The following is a 20,614-nucleotide window of genomic DNA, read 5'->3' on the forward strand; positions in this document are numbered from 1 at the left end:
CCGGATTATACATTAAAAAATCTATTACAGCTTGAAACTACTTCAAATCCTGAGCTTCGCAGCATTTTCAAATTTAACCAGAGCGATGCTATGCAAAAACTTGTAAAAATGTCAGGCTTTATTGCACTTTCAACCTTCATCACGAAGTTTTAATGCATAATCCGGGTTAAATATACATTAGATTGTTATTGTAAATCCTAAATTTTAGTTAATACCAATTATAACCTAAATTTAACTCGGTATTTTTCGATTTCTAAAATTTTAATCAATCAATGAAAAAATTACTCATTACACTCTTTGTCGTTACGACAGCACTAACTTACTCACAAAACAAATTACTATCACCTGCAGAATTTCTTGGATATGAAATAGGAGAGCAATTTACCCGTCATGCCGATGTAGTAAATTATTTCAGCCATGTTGCCAATACCTCAAGTATGGTTACGTATCACAATTACGGAAAAACAAACGAACGAAGACCACTTACCTACGCTATTGTTTCGTCTGAAGAAAACTTAAAAAATATTGAAACCATACGGCAAGACCACCTTAAAAACACTGGGATTGTAGCAGGAACTTCTAGTCCTGAAACGGCCATTGTTTGGTTAAGTTATAATGTACATGGTAATGAAGCCTCTAGCACAGAAGCCGCTATGCAAACCATTTATGAATTGATCACCAAAAAAACAGACTGGTTAAAAAACACTGTTGTGATCATAGATCCATGTATCAATCCCGATGGTCGCGATCGTTATGCCAACTGGTACAATCAGGTAAAAGCGACACCTTATAATATTGATCAAAATGCCACCGAACATAATGAACCCTGGCCCGGTGGAAGACCCAATCACTATCTTTTTGATTTAAATCGCGACTGGGCCTGGGCCACGCAGGTAGAATCTGCTCAAAGATTAAAGATTTATAACCAATGGATGCCTCATATTCATGTTGATTTTCATGAACAAGGCATTAACGAACCATACTATTTTGCTCCGGCGGCAGAACCATTTCATGAAATTATCACGCCGTGGCAACGTGATTTCCAGACACAAATTGGTAAAAACCACGCAAAGTATTTTGATGCCGAAGGTTGGTTATTTTTTACGCGAGAGCGTTTTGATCTTTTATATCCAAGTTACGGTGACACCTACCCTACTTTTATGGGCGCTATTGGGATGACGTATGAGCAAGCCGGACATGGTCGAGCAGGATTAGGTATCCAGACCGATGAAGGGTATGTACTCACCTTAAAAGATCGTGCATTGCACCATACCACCACAGGATTATCTACGGTAGAAATCTCTTCAAAAAATGCTGCAAAACTGAATACAGAGTTCAAAAAATTCTTTGATAATTCTGGTTTAAAATACAAAAGTTATGTCCTAAAAGGAGAAGCCGATAAAATCAATGCTTTAACCAACCTACTGGATAAACACGAAATAAAATATGGCTTCACCAATGCATCAAAAGTGTCTGGATTTAATTTTAGAGATAATAAATCAGGCAGTATCAATGCCAATGGGGCGCTTGTCGTAAGTACCAACCAACCCAAAGGTAAAATGGTAAAGGTGCTTTTTGAGCCCGATGCAAAATTAAGCAATCCACTCACCTACGATATTACAGCCTGGAGCATCCCACATGCTTATGGTTTGGAAGCGATTGCTTCTACTTCTTTGATTCCGGCCAATGGAAATCAAAAATCAAACACTATTGCCAATACTTCAAGTCCGTCGGGAGCTGGATATATTGCCAAATGGAACAGTTTGGATGATGCCGCTTTTATGGCCGATCTTTTACGAAACAATATTAGAGTACGTTTTAGCGAAAAAGACTTTTCGAATAATGGGGACAACTTTAAAAAAGGAAGTTTAATCATTACCAAAAGTGACAATCGAAGAATAAAAGACTACGATAAAAAGGTTATTGAGATTGCCAATAAACACAAGCGTAAATTGTATCCGGCACCTACTAGTTTTGCCTCTAGTGGTGTAGATTTTGGATCACCCGATGTAAAATTAATCAATAATCAACGTATTGTTGTGCTTAAAGGAAACTACGTGTCTTCCTTGAGTTATGGAGAAATTTGGCACTTTTTTGAGCAACAGCTTAAATTTCCGATTACATCGATAGATACAGACTATTTTAACAATGTCGATTTTAGCAAATATGATGTACTTATTATGCCGAATGGATATTACAATGGAATGATCAATGAAAGTACCTTAAAAAGATTGAAAGAATGGGTACAAAAAGGCGGGAAAGTAATTGCGCTGGCAAGAGCAGTGGGTGTTTTTGCCGATAAAGAAGGGTTTGATCTAAAAAAGAATAAGGCCGATGATAAGAAAAAAGATTCTATCGGAAATCGTATCCCCTATGACAAAAGAGAGCGTGAAAGTGTAAAAGATTTTATCACCGGAAGTATTTTTAAAACAAAAATAGATCCCACACACCCAATGGCTTTTGGGTATGATGACACCTACTTTACTTTAAAATTAGGGAGCAGTTCTTATAAGTTGCTCGAAAACGGATATAACATCGCCTATATGGAAAGCCCAGAAAATGTATCCGGATTTTCGGGAGCAGATGCTTTAAAAGGTTTAAACAACTCCCTTGTATTTGGAGAAACCAGAATGGGTAGCGGATGCATTATCTATATGGTAGACAACCCAATGTTTAGATCATTTTGGGAAAACGGTAAGCTTTTCTTTGTAAATGCTGTATTTTTTGCAAATAATAATAAATTTAGATTATAAATATAATAGCACTCCAAAAGGTAATTTGAAGCCATTTCTTCAAGTTAACTTTGTTAAAAATAACTCATCAATTAAACAAAACTCATACAGATGAATACTCAACAAATTTCAAAAACCATAAAGACAATGGCGCTTTGTTCGGTCATTGTTTTGACTAGTTGTAATCAAAAGAAAGAAACTGTGGATACCACCAAAGAAACAGAAAAAACGGATAATGTTTTAATGGCAGAATGGACCGGTCCTTATGGAGGGACGCCTGCTTTTGATAAAATGAATCTTGAAGATCTGAAACCAGCCCTTGAAAAAGGAATGGAAATGAATCTTAAAGAAATCGACGATATTGCTAATAATCCAGAAGCCCCTACGTTTGAAAACACCATCGTAGCTATGGAAAGATCTGGCGAAGAGCTAGGCAGGGTCTTTACGTATTACGGAATTCTAAGCAGCAATATGTCTTCACCTGAATTTAGAGAAATTCAAAAAGAGATGGCGCCTAAGTTATCTGAATTTCAATCTAAAATCTCTCAAAACACAAAACTTTTTCAGCGTATCAAAACAGTATACGACCATGCACAAAAAGAACCTCTTGAGGCCGACCAACAACGTGTAGTACAATTGACCTATGAAGGTTTTGCGATGAATGGGGCCGAATTGGATGATGAAAAAAAGAAACGTTATGCTGCGATTAACAAAGAATTATCAGAACTATACCCTAATTTTTCTAACAACATCCTTGCCGATGAAGAAGGATATGTAACCTACCTCACTAAAGATCAATTGAGCGGTTTATCTGACCCTTTAGTTAAGGCGTATGCAAAAGCTGCTACCGATCGTGGGCAAGATGGAAAATATGCAGTTACAAATACACGTTCTTCTATGGACCCTTTCTTAACGTATTCTAACGAAAGAGAACTGCGTAAAAAAGTTTGGGAAAATTATTATTCTCGCGGAGACAATGGAGATGACAAAGACAATAATGCAAACATTGCCAAAATCTTAAAGCTTAGAAAAGAGCGTGTGGGATTATTGGGGCATGATAATTTTGCAGATTGGAGACTACAAAACCGTATGGCAAAAACTCCAGAGAACGCTATGAAACTTATGAATGCGGTTTGGCCAGCGGCTATTGGTCGTGTAAAAGAAGAAGTTGCCGATATGCAGGCGGTGGCAAATGCTAGTGGAGACAAAATCACCATCGAACCTTGGGATTATCGCTACTATGCCGAAAAAGTGAGAAAAAAGAAATACGACCTGGACTCAGACGAAGTAAAACAATACCTACAATTAGATAAGTTAAGAGAAGCTATGTTCTTTGTAGCTGGCGAATTGTTTAACTACACTTTTACTCCGGTTGAAGAAGGAAAAGTCCCTGTTTTTCATGAGGATGTTAAAGTTTGGGAAGTAACCGATAAAACCTCGGGAGACCATATTGGGTTGTGGTACCTTGATCCCTTTGCAAGAACCGGAAAGCGTTCTGGAGCATGGGCCACTACCTATAGAAGTCATACTACTTTTGATGGTAAAGAAACCGTACTGGCATCCAATAACTCGAACTTTGTAAAACCTGCTCCGGGTGAGCCAGTATTAGTGTCTTGGGACGATGCTACGACATTTTTCCATGAATTTGGTCATGCCCTGCATTTCTTTGCTTCCGAAGTGAGATATCCTACATTAAATGGCGGTGTACGTGATTATACCGAGTTTCAGTCTCAATTATTAGAGCGTTGGTTATCTACAGATCAAGTGATCGATAACTACCTGAAACATTACAAAACAGGTGAGCCTATGCCAAAAGCATTGGTAGAAAAAATCAAAAAAGCAGCTACCTTTAATCAAGGATTTGCAACCACCGAATACCTTGCCTCTGCATTGATGGATATGAAGTTCCATTTGGCAGATCCAACTGATATTGATGTGGATAAATTTGAAAGAGAAACCTTGAAAGAGCTTAACATGCCCAAGGAACTGGTAATGCGCCACCGCACACCACATTTTGGACATGTATTCTCTGGTGAAGGCTATGCAACAGCATACTACGGATACATGTGGGCCGACGTATTAACATCTGATGCCGCCGAAGCTTTTGCAGAAGCTCCTGGAGGATTCTATGATAAGGAAGTTGCTGCCAAATTGGTAAAATATCTTTTTGCACCTCGTAATGCCATGGATCCGGCTGAAGCCTATAGAAAATTTAGAGGACGTGATGCCAACATTGAAGCATTAATGAGGGACCGCGGATTTCCGGTAACCAAATCATAATAACAACTTTTTAAAAGAGTATATCCACTATCTTATTTAAGGTATGTATGTACTCTTTTTTTATCATCATATACGCATACAATGAAAACATTAAAAATAATACTCTTCGCATTCTTGCTATCGGGAGTCATCATTTCTTGTAAACAAGAAGCCGATGCAGACAAAAACGTAGCAGAAACCAAAGAATTTAAAGTAGATTTTGAAAAATTCACATTGGATAACGGCTTGCAAGTCGTATTTCACGTAGACCGATCGGACCCTGTAGTGGCTGTGGCCTTAACCGCACATGTAGGTTCTGCAAGAGAAAAAGAAGGAAGAACAGGATTTGCCCATTTGTTTGAGCATTTACTGTTTCTCGAATCTGAAAACCTGGGTAAAGGCGGACTCGATAAAATGAGTGCCCGTATTGGAGGCTCTGGTGCCAATGGATCCACTAGCCGCGATCGTACCAATTATTATCAAACGGTACCCAAAGACGCTTTAGAAAAAATGATCTGGGCCGAAGCCGATAAACTTGGATACTTTATCAATACGGTTACCGAACCTGTGCTGGCCAAAGAAAAACAAGTCGTTAAAAACGAAAAACGCCAGAGTATCGACAATCGACCTTATGGACATGTAAATTATGTTATTGGTAAAAATTTATATCCAAAAGGTCATCCCTACAATTGGCAGGTAATCGGTTCGCTTGAAGATTTACAAAATGCTACCCTTCAAGATGTAAAAGATTTCTTCAACCGTTGGTATGTTCCTAATAATGTCACCTTGACAATTGCAGGAGATTTTGATACCGCGCAAGCCAAAAAATGGGTACACAAGTATTTTGATGAAATCAAACGCGGAGAAGACATTCCAAAATTAGAAAAACAACCCGTTACCCTTTCTGAAACCAAGAAGTTGTATTATGAAGATAACTTTGCACGTCTTCCGCAGGTGACCATGACCTGGCCAACGGTACCGATGTATCATCCAGATTCGTATGCGTTGGATGTGTTATCGACCTATCTTTCTGAAGGAAAAAAAGCGCCTTTCAACAAGGTACTGGTAGATGATAAGCAACTGGCTCCCCAGGTAGTTATGTACAATTACGGATCAGAATTGGCAGGGCAATATCACCTGAGTGTTCGTGGATTCGAAAAAACAGACCTCAACACTATTGATGAAGCCATTGCCGAGGCTTTTACCAAGTTTGAAACTGAAGGAATTTCTCAAAAAGACCTGGATCGCATCAAGGCCGGACAAGAAACTAACTTCTACCAGGGTCTGTCGAGTGTATTAGGCAAAGGATTTCAATTGGCACAATATGAGATTTTTGCCAATGATCCTGGTTTTATTAACCAAGACGTAAAAAACATTCTTGCGGTTACTGTTGAAGATGTAAATCGTGTGTACAATCAATACATCAAAGGAAAACACTATGTGGCGACAAGTTTTGTACCTATTGGGCAAACCGATTTGATCTTAAAAGAATCTACCCTGGCCGAAGTAGTTGAAGAAAAAATTGTTGAAGGTGCCGAAGAAAGTTTTGACGCCAGTATCGCAGCCAAGTATGAAAAAACCCCTTCGAGTTTTGACCGATCGGTAGAGCCGCCCTACGGAGAAACACCACAGGTAAACATGCCATCGGTTTGGAAAGAAAAACTCATCTCTGGTATTGAAGTCTTTGGTATACAAAACGACGAGATCCCATTGGTGCAATTTAGAATGCACATACGATGTGGTTTATTATTAGAAAAAGCCGATAAAGTTGGTGTTTCTAATATGTTGGCCGAATTGATGACCAAAGGTACCCAAGACAAAACCACCGAAGAGCTGGAAGACGCTATCGAGAGCCTTGGTGCAGAGATCAATATCTTTGCCGGCGATGAAAACATTTCCATAACCGGAAGCACCCTTGCCAAAAACTACGACAAAACCATGGCACTGGTTGAAGAAATGATCTTGCGACCCCGATGGGACGAAAAAGAATTTGATTTGATCAAACAAAGTGTGATTAGCCAAATACAACAGCAAAAAGCCAATCCAAGAAGCATCGCCAGTAACGAATATGCCAAGCTTGTGTATGGTGAGGACCATATCTTATCACATAACAACCTGGGGACCGAGGCATCGGTCGGATCGATTACCATCGATGACCTTAGGCAGTTTTATGAAGCCAACTTCTCGCCTACCATTACCAAAGTACATGTAGTAGGTGATATTGATCGGGTAGCAGTTACCTCTTCGTTGGCGAATCTGGATAAAAACTGGCCGCAAAAAGAGGTGAAATTCCCGGTATTGGCTACTCCAGAAGCACCCAAGGAATCCAAAGTCTATTTTTATGATGTGCCCGATGCCAAGCAATCACAAATACGATTTGGGTATCGAGCCCTGGCAGCGACCGATAAAGACTATTATCCTGCACGTATCATGAACTATCGATTGGGAGGCGGTGGATTTGCCTCGCAATTCACACAACAATTGCGCGAAGGCAAAGGATATACCTACGGTATAGGCTCTAGTTTTAGGGGCAGTACCATCCCTGGACCGTTTACCATTTCTAGCGGGGTGCGCTCTAATGTAACCTATGAGTCGGCAGACTTGGTTAAAGAGATTTTGACCAACTATGGTAAAAACTATAACCAGGAAGATTTGGATATCACCAAAAGCTCCTTAATAAAGAGTAACGCCAGGGCGTTTGAGACGTTTAACTCAAAACTTAATATGCTGATTAACATTAGTGAGTTTAACTATCCAGACGATTATGTTACCCAACGCGAAGCGATTGTAAATAATATGACGGTAGACGAGGTAAAACGACTCTCGAACACCTACCTGGATCCCAACAAAATGATCTACCTGGTGGTGGGTGATGCCAAAACACAGCTTAAAAAACTGGAACAATTAGGTTTTGGTACGCCGGTGTTGTTAAATGATGATAAAGAGCCGGTTAAGAATTAAATAAGTCGTTAAAAACGAGCCCTTCGACTCCGCTCAGGGCACCAAAAAAAGGGACAAACCATCATGGTTTGTCCCTTTTTTTTGCTTTTAAACCTGATAGACGGATTTACAATCCGTGCAAACAACAACATGTTTTCAAGCTCGGATTACAAATCCGAGCCATCGTTCCTGTAGTTAATCAATTCTCAAAAAAAACTCGTATCACTCCACTAGCACTAGCCTGCTACCAGTGCCCACAATGCCCGCTGGCACAAGTCTGTGACTAGTGCTCATCTTTATTGAAGTTTTGTATTTTTGCCGCCAATTAAACACTTAGCATGACCGATTACCAAAAAAATCGTCTTGAAGTATATACTCGAAAGATTGAAGATATTCAAAACCATTCGGGATTTTTTAAAAAGAATCTCTTAAAAGTTATAATATTCGGTATTCTGTTCTCTTTGTATGTACCAACTTATACAGGAGGACACAAACTTCGCTTTGGCAGATCCCAATCTATTATGGATCGTCTGGGAGGAGATTATTTTACCGCTGTTATCTGGTCATTATGTGTGTATGCCTCTTTTTGTATTATAGGACACATTGTATTTGCCATCCAAGACAAATATCGAATCAAAAGGTTTCAAAGATTAATAAAAGCTATCGAAGACGATATTGCTAAAAATCAAGATATCGCCTGATATCGCTACCGCTAGTCTTTGACTAGTGGCACACAAGATTGAGATGATAAAAAACACTAAAGATTTGTAGCTCATAGCTGTCTTAACATTTTGTTGTCTTAGCTTTGCGCGGCACACTAGTTACAAACTAGCGGCAGCAAGGGTGTATTTTGAAAATTCTCTATTCTTGAAACTTTTTAATTGTAGCATGATTAATACATTGTTCATAGGTTATATGTAACTTAAATTATTTAGAATGATTCTACACCCGGGAAAAACGCCCCGGAAAACCCGGGAACATTTTCCTGCCTCGGAAAAACGTGCCGGGTTTTCCGGCAACATATTCCTCGCTTGGAAAGTTGTGCCGGAATTTCCGGCGACACATTCTGATCAGATAATAAGCTGTCGGAATTTCAAGCTTGTTTTTCCTTAAAAATTATCCAATGATAGGTGCTACGAGTTTCATTTTTCGTTACTGGGAAGAAAAAAGTGTTTTTTTTTAATCCCCGATCGCTCAGATTTGCAATCCGTGCAAACGGCAACATGTTTCCAAGCTCGGATTACAAATCCGAGCCATCGTTCTTACTTATAAACGGTATGTATAAAATCAAGTAAAATTGTTATGATGAGTATAAAATATCTTAATGGTTAATCATGTCTTAAAACCGTAAATTCTTTTTTGTAATGTAGTACATTTAATACATTATCAACTTTTAAAACCATAATCATGAAAAAGAAGAGTTTAAGAAATTTGAAATGGAACAAAAGTATCATCTCAAATTTAGAAGTTAAACATATCGTAGGCGGCGGGGCTTCAGGTGGAGTAATTGGATGTAATACACGAGATAACGGCTGTAACACTACTGTTACAATTACAGGTGGCGACCCGTATAAGGAATGTGAGTAACTATTTCTTCCCTTATTTTCATAGTAAAAACACATGAAAATTGTCAAAATATAAGGCAGCAATTGTATCAAAAATTGCTGCCTTTTTATAATTGCACCCAGATCGCGCGGATTACAAATCCGAGCCATCGTTCCTGTGGTTAATTAATTCTCAAACAAAAAACTCGTATCTTACTTGTGCATTAATTCATCAATCATGAGCATTACCAAGTATCTGGACAACATCAAAGATCCACAGCGTAAACAAGACTGTTTGCTACTAGTCGATATCATGAAACGTATCTCAAATGAGGAGCCCGAAATCTGGCGAAATAGTATTGTAGGTTTTGGTAGCTATCATTATAAATACGAAAGCGGTACCAAGGGCGATTGGCTAAAAACCGGATTTTCGTCACGGGCACAGAATATTTCTATTTACATTATTGCAGGTTTTGATCGGTATGAAGAACTACTCGCAAAACTTGGGAAATACAAAACCGGGAAATCGTGTTTGTATGTGAAACAACTGGCAGATATTGATCTGGACGTTTTAGAAACATTGATTGCAGAATCTTATCAATATGTTTCAAAACAATACTCTTAAACAAGGAAGTTTAATTTCAATTCTATCCCACGCAACTGTTCTCATACTTACTCATCTATCAAGTAAATGTAACATTAGGTCACTATGAAAAAAGCATTCTTTACACTATTCTCAATTTTTATTTTGGTCGCTTGCTCAAAAGATCATGATAGCAGCGCCCAACCCAATTCACCTTTAAAAGCCGATCAATATCCGCAGCAATGGAAATTGGTTAAAATGACAGGTAGTATTGCTGACATACCACCTGCCATTGGTGAAAATATGGAATGGCAAGAAGATTACCTTTTGCAATCTGATGGTACATTCATCAAAACTAGGGAGCGAGAAAATAACACTACAACGGTAAAAGGAACGTATGCCTTTGTCAAACTTTCGGACGGCACTTATCTGGAACTTATACATGAATCGGAAAACACATTGCTATGCAATTGTTCTGCCGAGCTTAAAGAATATCTTAAACTGGATACCGATACAGATTTGATTGGCACCTGTTGGGCATGCGATGGCCCCGGTTTGTTTTATAAGAGAATAAAGTAAACTGCCTCAAAGCAAGCTTCAGAACATGTAAATCTGGCCGTGCCTGCCGAACAAGCTAGATTATCGAGTAAAAAACCGTTAAACACTTCATAATCTTAATTAAAAAATACGTATAAAATTCTTTAAATATCCTATCTTTTGGACAGCTTTTATTTACCATGAATTCTATGTCCACTTCCATAAAAACGTATGAGTTTGTAGATCGGTCTGACACACATCTTTCCTTTGATATCAAACGAATGGAAGATGTCTACGATAGCTCTCGTGGCAAACTTGATGATCCGCATCGTCATAATTTCTTTACGGTACTTTTTATAAAAACGGCCAATGGAAAACATATGATCGATTTTAATGAATATGAACTGGAAGAGAATCAAGTATTCTTTGTAAGTCCGGGGCAAGTGCATCAATTAAACGAGCACCAAAAATCATATGGCTGGGCGATAATATTCTCTAGACAATTTCTAGAAGAAAATAATATCGATTATTGTTTTATTGAAGATATTAATTTATTTACCGCTTATGGAGAGACTCCACCACTCTATCTAAATTCGAAACAGCAAAAACAATTAGATCATTATTGTCGACAACTATTCGAAATACAACAGTCGAATGTAAAATTTAAATCCCAGGCACAAGGAGCATTGTTAAAACTTTTCTTGATTGCCTGTAATAATATTTGCACTCTTGACGAAAGAAATACACAACAATTACAAGCTGGTGCAACTATATTAAAAGATTTTAAAAACCTGGTAGAACGTCATTTTTCAGAATGGCACCTGGTACAACAATATGCCGAGGCCTTGCATGTAACTCCCGATCATCTTAATCGCACCATAAAATCTTTAATTGGTAAAACTGCCAAAGAGTATTTACAATCTCGCATTATCATTGCTGCCAAACGTATGTTGTTCTTTTCAGATCAAACGACCAAAGAAATTGCTTATGCCCTTGGCTTTTCTGAGCCGTCAAACTTTAGCAATTTTTTCAAAAAAAGTACAGGAACCTCGCCTTCAGCTTTCAAAAATAATGGCAATGTCGGATTTTGATATGACTAGCTCGTATTCTTGCATTTTATAACCTTTTTAGAAATGGCAACTTTGTAGTGTAAAAAAAGATAACCATATAAAAGAAAGGAAATAAAATGAAAACGATTGTGCACAAAGCAGACACCAGAGGAAAAGCAAACCATGGGTGGTTAAACTCTAGCCACTCGTTTAGTTTTGCCAACTATTACAATCCCGAAAGAATGAATTTTGGAGTTTTAAGAGTATTAAATGACGATACTGTGGCTCCAGGCATGGGATTCGGGAAACACCCTCATGATAATATGGAGATTATCTCGATCCCGCTAGAAGGAGATCTGGAGCACAAAGATAGCATGGGAAACACTACGGTGATCAAGCAAGGTGACATACAGGTAATGAGTGCCGGCACCGGAGTTTTTCATAGCGAATACAACAAGAACCAGGATAAAGAGGTCAAGTTTTTACAGATATGGGTGATCCCAAATCAGAAAAATGTAGCACCCCGATATGATCAAATTACCTTGAATGAAGGCGAAATAAAGAATCAATTGTCACAGGTTCTATCTCCTAATCAAGATGATGATGGGGTATGGATTCATCAAAATGCCTGGTTTCATATGGGTGAATTTGAAGCCGGCAACAACGTTTCTTACGAATTAAAAGATGCTAGCAACGGGGTCTATGCCTTTATATTGGAAGGGGATATGACGGTAGCAGCCCAAAAGTTGAATAAAAGAGATGGGCTCGGCATCCTGGAAACTGATAAAATTGAAATCAAAGCCGACAGTGCATCAAAAATATTATTAATGGAAGTACCAATGTCTATTTAAAAAAATCGTTATGCAATTACTAGAAAATCTAAAATGGCGTTATGCCACCAAAAAGTTTGACGCTACTAAAAAAGTTTCAGACACCGATCTTGAAAAGATAAAAGAAGCGGTATCGCTATCTGCTTCATCGTATGGATTACAAGCCTACAAAGTTTTAATTATTGAAGATCCAGAGATAAGAGAGAAACTAAAACCAGCCTCCTGGGGACAATCGCAAATCACCGATGCATCTCATTTGATAGTATTTTGTAACTATACCCAAGTAGGCCCTGAAGTTATCGATGGTTACTTAAAACTAAAAGCCACGACACAAGGTCTAAACTTTGAGGACCTAAAAGGATATGGAGACTTTATGAAAACCAAAATAGGTGCATTACCAGATGAGGCCGTAAAAGCATGGACCGCAAAGCAAACCTATATTGGTTTGGGAAATTTGCTAGCCGCCTCGGCAGAGTTAAAAATAGATGCTTGTCCTATGGAAGGTTTTGAACCTGATGAATATGATAAAATCCTTGGGTTGTCTGAAAAAGGATTATCTGCAGCTGTAATCGCTACCATAGGATATCGATCTGAAGAAGACGCTACCCAAGGCAATAAAAAAGTTCGAAAACCTATAGATCAATTATTTGAAACCATAAAATAAGAGTTGAGTACGAATTTGAATAAAAAAAGGTCGAGATTTCGACCTTTTTTTTATTCAACAATATGATCAAACCATTCAAATTTTGCTTTTGTATCGTGTTTTAAATTATTAGATCAATTTTATAACTCCTGTATCTCTAACAAGAGTAAATGAAACTTTAGATAACATTAACGAATTATCATTAAAAACGTATTTATAATGAAAAATAAACAAAAAGTATATTTAAAAAGGCTCAAATGTTACCAAATCGTTAAAGTTTAACTTTTTTTACAAAAAATAGCGTTCGTAATTTCACAACAAAATCCTTCAAAAACTGAAGAAAATTCATCACATTTCTTCGAACCATTATTTAATTCAGAAAGCTTCTCTTATTTTCATTATTAACTTATCAAATCGACCCTTTGTTAACAAACATTTCCTTAGAGAAAATTTAAGATTTTAAGTCATTTTTTTGAATACATTTGCCGCCGATTTAACAAACAAAAAAAAAGAACTCAAAATTTTATTACGATGAAAAAAATTACTTACCTACTTGCAATTTCGATCGCTCTTTTATCTTGTGAAGCAGAATCATTTGAAGACGCTACTTTAACTCAAGATAACAACATAGAGAATCCAGAAAACAATCCTGGAAACGATCCAGATATCAATCCTGAAAAAATAATTGATGATTACAATGAAACAGACGGTGGTTTAGATTATAACACTGCTGGATAATTAATACATCACTATACCCAAATCTTCAATAGTTCTCTTTACATTTGAATTAGCCAAGAAAAAATAAAGAAACACTATTCTAGATAAACGCAAAAGAAGCCCAAATGGGCTTCTTTTTTTATGCTGTAATGTCAATGTAGTTTAAGATATACGTATGTAAATTTTAAACAGGTTCTGCATATAGGTCAAAATCTTCGGCCTCGTATACTTTTATGTTGGCATACTCTCCTGTTTTAAGATAAAATTTTGACGCATCAATGAGCACTTCGTTATCTACATCTGGAGAATCAAATTCAGTTCGACCAATAAAATAGTTTCCTTCTTTACGATCAATTACCACACGAAATTCTTGTCCTATTTTTTGCTGATTAAGTTCCCATGAAATTTGCGACTGAATTTCCATAATCTCATTGGCACGTTCCATTTTCACTTCTTCGGGCACATCATCTTCCAGATTAAAAGCATGGGTATTTTCTTCATGAGAATAGGTAAAACATCCCAAACGTTCAAAACGTATTTCTTTTACCCAATCTCTTAAGGTTTCAAAATCTTCTTGTGTTTCTCCTGGATACCCTACTATTAATGTAGTACGAATAGCCATTTCTGGAACGGCCGCTCTAAAATCCTCTATAAGTTTGGTCGTTTTTGCCTTGGTAGTTCCGCGACGCATAGACTTCAATATAGCATCAGATATGTGTTGCAATGGTATGTCTATGTAATTACAAACTTTCGGTTCTTGTTTCATCACCTCTAATACATCCATTGGAAATCCAGTTGGAAATGCATAATGCAAACGAATCCACTCTATTCCTTCAACTTTTACCAGAGCTCGAAGCAGATCTGCAAGTTTTCTTTCTTTGTACAAGTCCAATCCGTAATAGGTAAGGTCCTGTGCTATCAAAATCAATTCTTTTACTCCCTCAGCCGCAAGTTTTTCTGCTTCGACCACCAACTCTTCAATAGGAGTCGATTTATGTTTGCCTCGCATTAGAGGGATCGCACAAAAAGAACAAGGGCGATCACATCCTTCAGCAATTTTAAGATATGCATAATTCTTTGGGGTCGTGGTAAGGCGTTCCCCTATCAATTCATGTTTATAATCTGCACCCAGGGCTTTTAATAAACCTGGAAGCTCTGTGGTTCCAAAATATTGATCTACATCGGGTATTTCTTCTTCCAGATCAGGCTTGTATCTTTCAGATAAACATCCAGTAACAAAGACTTTATCTACTGCACCTTCTTCCTTTTTTTGAACATATTCAAGAATGGTATTTACAGATTCTTCTTTGGCATTGGCAATAAAACCACAGGTATTGATAACCACAATATTTCCTTCTTCCTCATGAACAACCTCTTTATTATTTGCTTTCAACTGCCCCATTAACACTTCGCTATCATACACATTCTTGCTACAGCCCAGTGTTACCACATTAATCTTATTCTTTTTTAATGTCTTTGTTCTCATATCTTTTCAATAAAGGTGTGCAAAGATACAATGATTACCCGAAGTTATCGTATAAATCGATCAACCAAATGTTAAAGAATACTACTTAAATTAAACCTTTTGTACATTGTACAGTCCAAATCTACAAATCCCCCAGTGTATGAAAAAGATCGCTACTGCCTTTGCCCTATTTGTTTTATGCTGTATTTCTTGTTCTGATGATAGTTCTGAAATGGAAGAACAGTTGCCTATTGATACTGCAGATTTATATTTTCCACCATTGAATTCTGATACTTGGGAAACACTATCTATCCAAGAATTAAACTGGAATCAAGAGGCCGAATCTGGACTTTATGATTTTCTTGAACAAAAGAATACTAAGGCGTTTCTCATTCTCAAAAACGGAAAGATCGTTATAGAAAAGTATTTCAATGGAGCATCTGCTTCTGATAATAATCCCTGGAATTCAGTTGGAAAAACATTGACCGCTTTTATGATTGGTTTGGCACAACAAGAAGATGTTTTGAATGTTAACAACCCTTCTTCTACTTATTTAGGAACGGGATGGTCCACACTTTCCTACGATCAAGAAAGTTCGATCACAGTTCGAAATCATTTAACTATGACTACAGGATTAAATTACAATGTGCCTAACTTAAATTGCACCGACAAGGACTGTCTTACATACCTTAATGAACCAGGGAATTTCTGGTATTACCACAATGCTCCATACACTTTATTAAGGGAAATCGTATCTGGAGCTACCAAACAAGAATTCAATTCTTATTTTGACACAAAACTAAAAAACAAGATTGGAATGGATGGAACATGGATATCACTGGGATACGCCAATATATATTATAGTTCTGCCAGAAGCATGGCTCGTTTTGGTCTTTTAAATCTTAATAAAGGAGTTTGGGAGAACACTAGTATTCTTTCTGACCAAAATTACTTTACCAACATGGTTTCTACCTCTCAACAGCTTAATGAAGCTTACGGTTATTTATGGTGGCTGAATGGAAAAGCTAGTTTTCGTGCTCCTACTCTGGAAACTTCATTTCCTGGTAAGTTAATTCCCAATGGGCCTGATGATCTATATGCAGGGTTAGGCAAAGATGATCAAAAGTTATACATAGTTCCAAGTCAAAATTTAGTGATTGTACGCATGGGAGATAACACAGGAGAAGCCTTGCTTGGGCCTTCTAGCTTTGATGATGCATTATGGGAAAAGATTAATGCTTTGATTAACTAAATAATCAAAGTTCTTTTTAAAAAGACATTCTAAACGTTGCATTAGGGGTAATTCCTAAAGAAAATTCAATCTCTTCTCTGGGTACACTTTGTTGATCTACCTCGTAAAAGGTATTAATTATGTTTTCTCTATTGGTTAAGTTCCAAATAGAAAGACCAGTTTGAGCCTTTATTCCCTTACTGATTGTAAAATCGTAGGTTGCCGAGACATCAAATCTGAAATATTCGTCTAATCTGCTACTATTGGCATTTTGATAATTAATCCCATCATCGATAACCGGATTCTCTTGTAGGGGCCTTGTTGTAGGTAATCCCGAACGCCAATTCAACCCTGCAGCTAGTTTAACATTGTTAAAGGCATACGATGATCCCAAGGTTACCGCATGTCTAATACGAACATTATTAGGGAATTCCTGTTCTTCAAAAGAATCAAAGATGTATTGATTGTCGACAAATGAATAACTCATCCACGCACTTATATCCTTAAACCTTTTGTTCAATAAGAAATCTAGACCTTTAACCATATAATCCCCTATGCCTCTCACAAACTCATATTGATTTTGAAACCCCTGACTTCTTGCCGTAATACCTTTAACTTTTTTAAGGTACCCTTCTGCATTTATTAGCCACCCTTTTCTGTTATACGTAATTCCGGTAGAAACCTGTTGACTTTTTACCACAGGAATATCTTCATCATTGGCCAAAATCCATCGGCGTTTTTCAATCCCCAAAAAATCATTTTGAAAATTAATAATCTGGGTAGTATTTTGGTGTTTGAATTCTGCCAACACCTCCAGGTTAAAGTGTTTCAAAAGCTGTTGATTAAAACTTAATCGAGGTTCGATAATATGAGAGTTAAACTTTTCATTATAGTTATACCTAAAACCTGCATTTAAAGACGTTTTTTTAATCGGCCTGAAATATACCTGCGAAAACAAACTATGGGTTCGAATTACTCGTTCACGCTTTTCAATAAACAAAGGCACATCTACATCATTGAGGTTAGAAACCCCCGTTTCTATGAATTGATATCCGCCAAGGAGTGTAACTGTTTTTGCGATATCATAATACCCTTTCAATTTAATACCTGTTTCAGATACTTTATTTTCCTGTAAAAATCGTTGTTCTTGTTGCAGGTTTGCATTTATAGATTTTAGCCTATAGTCGGTTTCATAGGCTTGTAAAACAGTTTTTAGTTTATTATTCCAGTTTCGTTGGTACCAAACTCCTCCGGCAATACTATTTTGTACAAGACTACTTTGTCTTGATTGTAAGTTTGCATTGATAATGGCATTTTCTGTAAAAACCAATTCATTACTTATTCCAAGAAAATTGATCCTAAGCTTATCATTGCTTGAGAGGTCATAGTTTAAACGTAAATTGACATCATAAAAATCAAAACCGATATCGGATGTTAACTCTCTTTGATCTTCGACCTCGCTATCTTGCGAAATCCTATCAAAGTATTGAGAATACGTAGGTGTTTTTACCAAATCTCTAATCGATTTTCGTGCAGTAAGCTGTAATGAGGACTTCTTTCCAATGGGAATATCTGAAAAAACATCGGCATTAATCATGTTGGTTCCAATACTCATCTTAAAGTCATCATTCACTTTGTTATCGGTATTCATGATGATGGTTCCCGAAACCCCATCGGTAAATTCAGGATTCGTACCATTCTTGATTAAAGTCGCCTTTTTGGTAATTAAAGGGTTAATTGCAGATATCAAACCAAAAAAGTGGCCCGATTGGTACAATTTTATATCATCCCAAAGGATCAGGTTTTGATCATGAGTACCCCCTCTAATATTTAAATTGGAAACCGTCTCATCTGCACTTTGAATACCAGGTAAGGCTTGTATTGTTTGCAAGACATCGGTTTCAATAAGTCCGGGGAGGATCCCAAAATTATCGTAATCTATTTGGAAACTTCCATCAGTAGTTTTCCCTATTCCCTTGGTGATGTAGTTACTTATCAGTACTTCAGACAAAGTTTCAGTTTTGGGGTCCATATAAATAGTTGCGCAATCATTGGACTTAAAAGAATCTGCTAGCCTATACACAGTTCGATACCCCAAATGTCCGATAATAATGGTCTCTTTTGGGCTGGACACTTTAAGTCTGAAGTTACCTTCCCGATCACTGATGGTCGATGATTCTTTTGCCTGAATAGTTGCACCTTCTAACAAAAAACTACCTGTTCGATCTTTCAGATTTCCGCAAATAAAAAAAGAAGCTTTCCTTTTGTAGATAGCTACAAAATTATTGGCAAGCTTGTTAAATACCAATTTGGTTTCTTCTTCTAAAAATTCGATGATTTGGTCTAGAGACCAATCTTGATTAATGGGTACTATAAAAACACCTTCTATAGTATCATCTGCATATGTAAATTTAAGCTCAAAACGGCTTTCTATCTCTGTAATTAAGTTCGATAATGGTATTTTTTGTGAGGAAGTTTGACTATATGATCCGAAAACAAAAAACAAACATAGTACACCGGTTTTAAACCAATTATTGCTCGTTTTTAAATAATGTAATGCGGTTCTCTGAATCAATTTTGTATATAAGATCTAGAGGTAAAGTTATGGATTTTAAACCATCTTCTAAACTAGTGTGTACAAAACCTCCGGTAAATATACGTGAAGTATTTACTTTTTCTAGAGAAAAAACAACATCATATTGTCTTTCAAATTCTTTTATCACTTGAATAAAAGGCACACTTTTAAAGGTACTCATATTATTTACCCAATTAGGCGCAGCACCAACTTGAGTTTGTGACGAAGTGACAACACCATTGATTACTGTAAAAGTGCTTCCGGCCGGTAAATTCTTTTCATGCTCTTCATACTGTACCTTTACCAGCCCTTCAAAACACTGAACTTCAAAAAATCCCTTACGATTTTTTACATTAAATTGTGTTCCCAAAACACTTACCTTACTCGAATTGGTAATGACATCAAAGGTAGATCCTTTGGTAACTTTAAAAAACGCCTCTCCTTTAAGATTAACTTCTCTATCGTTTTTCCACTTGTTTTTGGAATACGCTAATTCTGATTTTGAATTTAATGTAACGGTGGAGGCATCTGGTAATTCTAATGTTATTTTCTCACTTATCTGTGTCTCCACATTAGTAGTCTTATTAAGAAAAAAAAGTGATCCAATACCCAAGAGTACTACAATCATAGCTGCAAGTCTTAAAAAAGGGATATACCAAATTGTTTTTGCAGTGGGCTCTTTTTGATTATTTATTCTTGCATAGAAAGCATTTATATCTGCTATTTCAGAATCTACAGGAGATTTGAAAGCACCAGCACCTTCAAGAATTTTGATATGCGTAGTATAATCATCCAACTGCTTGAAAGCATTAAGCTCTTCATCAGTTAGATCATCAAGTAACCATTTTTTTACCAAATATTCTTTATCCATTTTTTCCTGCTTCTAATACTAAAACAACTAAGTATCTTTTTTTCCTTTCAGATTATCGAAAATCTTCAATTTCTTCCTTTAATTTTTTGTAGGCTGTATAAATTCTATTCTCTACAGCTTTTCGGGTAATGCCCAGCATTTCTGCAATTTCTGCATGTTTTTTCCCTTCTACTTTGTTCAGCAAAAAAGAAACTCTTTGATCTTCTGATAATTTACTTAATGCCTTTTGATATCGTTGTAAAAATTGTTTTTGCTCAAGTACAAATTCTGGAGACTCTACTGTATAATCTTTGGGTTTGATTTCTTTATAGCGAAGTACTACTTTTTGATGTTTAATTTCATTTAACATCATGTTTTTTGCTACACTAAACAAAAAGCCTTTTGCTTTAGAAGGAGTGACCTTTTTACAATTATTTAATAGCTTGATAAAAGCATCTTGCATTTTATCATTAGGACCTAGAGATTCTCCATACTTATAATATAGATAATTATACAGATCTCTTGAGTATTTATTATAGATCATAGAAAATGTCTCTTCATTACAGACATTTTCCTGAAGCTCTTTTGGCATTTTGACGAAATTTCTTGACTTTAAATGTAGAAAAAAGAAAAATAAAAAAGGAGTTTTTAGAACTTAG

Annotated in this window: 16 protein-coding genes; 12 read left to right on the forward strand and 4 right to left on the reverse strand. The window is 36.8% G+C overall.

The features are described 5' to 3' along the window. Nucleotides 1-272 precede the first annotated feature (272 nt). The 11 genes from U6A24_RS03345 to U6A24_RS03395 all read left to right on the forward strand — a co-directional run bounded on the left by U6A24_RS03345 (nt 273) and on the right by U6A24_RS03395 (nt 13,855). Nucleotides 273-2,753 carry a M14 family metallopeptidase gene (locus U6A24_RS03345; RefSeq protein WP_324178526.1) on the forward strand — a complete coding sequence of 827 codons (2,481 nt, stop codon included), beginning with the start codon at nt 273-275 and terminating at the stop codon, nt 2,751-2,753. A 90-nt stretch (nt 2,754-2,843) separates the two neighbouring features. Continuing rightward, on the forward strand, nt 2,844-5,012 hold the full coding sequence (locus U6A24_RS03350; RefSeq protein ID WP_324178527.1) for a M3 family metallopeptidase: 2,169 nt from the start codon (nt 2,844-2,846) through the stop codon (nt 5,010-5,012). An 81-nt stretch (nt 5,013-5,093) separates the two neighbouring features. Beyond that, complete coding sequence (locus U6A24_RS03355) at nt 5,094-7,952, forward strand: M16 family metallopeptidase (protein ID WP_324178528.1); 2,859 nt, start codon at nt 5,094-5,096, stop codon at nt 7,950-7,952. 317 nt (nt 7,953-8,269) lie between these two features. Next, complete coding sequence (locus U6A24_RS03360) at nt 8,270-8,632, forward strand: hypothetical protein (protein WP_324178529.1); 363 nt, start codon at nt 8,270-8,272, stop codon at nt 8,630-8,632. A gap of 706 nt (nt 8,633-9,338) precedes the next feature. After that, complete coding sequence (locus tag U6A24_RS03365) at nt 9,339-9,518, forward strand: hypothetical protein (protein WP_324178530.1); 180 nt, start codon at nt 9,339-9,341, stop codon at nt 9,516-9,518. 195 nt (nt 9,519-9,713) lie between these two features. After that, the gene (locus U6A24_RS03370; RefSeq protein WP_324178531.1) at nt 9,714-10,100 is read left to right on the forward strand and encodes a DUF1801 domain-containing protein; all 387 of its coding nucleotides are present in this window, start codon (nt 9,714-9,716) and stop codon (nt 10,098-10,100) included. Nucleotides 10,101-10,184: 84 nt separating this feature from the next. Continuing rightward, nucleotides 10,185-10,637: a hypothetical protein gene (locus tag U6A24_RS03375; protein ID WP_324178532.1), complete on the forward strand. Its 453-nt coding sequence runs from the start codon at nt 10,185-10,187 to the stop codon at nt 10,635-10,637. A 167-nt stretch (nt 10,638-10,804) separates the two neighbouring features. After that, nucleotides 10,805-11,686 (forward strand): AraC family transcriptional regulator, encoded by an 882-nt coding sequence (locus tag U6A24_RS03380; RefSeq protein ID WP_324178533.1) that lies wholly within the window; start codon nt 10,805-10,807, stop codon nt 11,684-11,686. Nucleotides 11,687-11,781: 95 nt separating this feature from the next. Next, a complete protein-coding gene (locus U6A24_RS03385) occupies nt 11,782-12,495 on the forward strand; it encodes a pirin family protein (RefSeq protein ID WP_324178534.1) in 714 nt (237 codons plus the stop codon). A 10-nt stretch (nt 12,496-12,505) separates the two neighbouring features. Then, nucleotides 12,506-13,138: an NAD(P)H-dependent oxidoreductase gene (locus U6A24_RS03390; protein ID WP_324178535.1), complete on the forward strand. Its 633-nt coding sequence runs from the start codon at nt 12,506-12,508 to the stop codon at nt 13,136-13,138. Between the two features lie 510 nt (nt 13,139-13,648). Next, the gene (locus U6A24_RS03395; protein WP_324178536.1) at nt 13,649-13,855 is read left to right on the forward strand and encodes a hypothetical protein; all 207 of its coding nucleotides are present in this window, start codon (nt 13,649-13,651) and stop codon (nt 13,853-13,855) included. A 163-nt stretch (nt 13,856-14,018) separates the two neighbouring features. On the opposite strand, the gene rimO is transcribed toward U6A24_RS03395, so the two are convergent. After that, nucleotides 14,019-15,320, reverse strand: coding sequence for a 30S ribosomal protein S12 methylthiotransferase RimO (gene rimO, locus U6A24_RS03400; protein ID WP_324178537.1), 1,302 nt, complete (start codon nt 15,318-15,320; stop codon nt 14,019-14,021). Between the two features lie 139 nt (nt 15,321-15,459). Between rimO and U6A24_RS03405 the strand changes: the two genes are divergently transcribed. Then, entirely contained in the window at nt 15,460-16,551 is a 1,092-nt protein-coding gene (locus tag U6A24_RS03405; RefSeq protein WP_324178538.1) for a serine hydrolase domain-containing protein, read from the forward strand. Between the two features lie 16 nt (nt 16,552-16,567). Here the strand turns inward: U6A24_RS03405 and U6A24_RS03410 are convergent, their stop codons facing one another. From U6A24_RS03410 to U6A24_RS03420, 3 genes are read right to left on the reverse strand one after another with little or no spacing between them, the layout of a single operon-like run. Continuing rightward, nucleotides 16,568-19,036 (reverse strand): TonB-dependent receptor, encoded by a 2,469-nt coding sequence (locus tag U6A24_RS03410; RefSeq protein WP_324178539.1) that lies wholly within the window; start codon nt 19,034-19,036, stop codon nt 16,568-16,570. A gap of 25 nt (nt 19,037-19,061) precedes the next feature. Next, entirely contained in the window at nt 19,062-19,976 is a 915-nt protein-coding gene (locus U6A24_RS03415; RefSeq protein WP_324178540.1) for a FecR family protein, read from the reverse strand. Between the two features lie 52 nt (nt 19,977-20,028). Then, on the reverse strand, nt 20,029-20,547 hold the full coding sequence (locus U6A24_RS03420) for an RNA polymerase sigma factor (protein WP_324178541.1): 519 nt from the start codon (nt 20,545-20,547) through the stop codon (nt 20,029-20,031). Between the last annotated feature and the right edge of the window lie 67 nt (nt 20,548-20,614).

Source organism: Aquimarina gracilis (genome assembly GCF_035285365.1).
Lineage (GTDB): Bacteria > Bacteroidota > Bacteroidia > Flavobacteriales > Flavobacteriaceae > Aquimarina > Aquimarina gracilis.

Bases quoted from the DNA above. Each gene is read 5' to 3' on its own strand.
- U6A24_RS03370 (WP_324178531.1), top strand. From the start codon at position 9,714: ATGAGCATTACCAAGTATCTGGACAACATCAAAGATCCACAGCGTAAA.
- U6A24_RS03360 (WP_324178529.1), top strand. From the start codon at position 8,270: ATGACCGATTACCAAAAAAATCGTCTTGAAGTATATACTCGAAAGATT.
- U6A24_RS03385 (WP_324178534.1), top strand. From the start codon at position 11,782: ATGAAAACGATTGTGCACAAAGCAGACACCAGAGGAAAAGCAAACCAT.
- U6A24_RS03405 (WP_324178538.1), top strand. From the start codon at position 15,460: ATGAAAAAGATCGCTACTGCCTTTGCCCTATTTGTTTTATGCTGTATT.
- U6A24_RS03390 (WP_324178535.1), top strand. From the start codon at position 12,506: ATGCAATTACTAGAAAATCTAAAATGGCGTTATGCCACCAAAAAGTTT.
- U6A24_RS03355 (WP_324178528.1), top strand. From the start codon at position 5,094: ATGAAAACATTAAAAATAATACTCTTCGCATTCTTGCTATCGGGAGTC.
- U6A24_RS03395 (WP_324178536.1), top strand. From the start codon at position 13,649: ATGAAAAAAATTACTTACCTACTTGCAATTTCGATCGCTCTTTTATCT.
- U6A24_RS03350 (WP_324178527.1), top strand. From the start codon at position 2,844: ATGAATACTCAACAAATTTCAAAAACCATAAAGACAATGGCGCTTTGT.
- U6A24_RS03415 (WP_324178540.1), bottom strand. From the start codon at position 19,976: ATGGATAAAGAATATTTGGTAAAAAAATGGTTACTTGATGATCTAACT.
- U6A24_RS03365 (WP_324178530.1), top strand. From the start codon at position 9,339: ATGAAAAAGAAGAGTTTAAGAAATTTGAAATGGAACAAAAGTATCATC.
- U6A24_RS03345 (WP_324178526.1), top strand. From the start codon at position 273: ATGAAAAAATTACTCATTACACTCTTTGTCGTTACGACAGCACTAACT.
- U6A24_RS03380 (WP_324178533.1), top strand. From the start codon at position 10,805: ATGTCCACTTCCATAAAAACGTATGAGTTTGTAGATCGGTCTGACACA.
- U6A24_RS03420 (WP_324178541.1), bottom strand. From the start codon at position 20,547: ATGCCAAAAGAGCTTCAGGAAAATGTCTGTAATGAAGAGACATTTTCT.
- rimO (WP_324178537.1), bottom strand. From the start codon at position 15,320: ATGAGAACAAAGACATTAAAAAAGAATAAGATTAATGTGGTAACACTG.
- U6A24_RS03375 (WP_324178532.1), top strand. From the start codon at position 10,185: ATGAAAAAAGCATTCTTTACACTATTCTCAATTTTTATTTTGGTCGCT.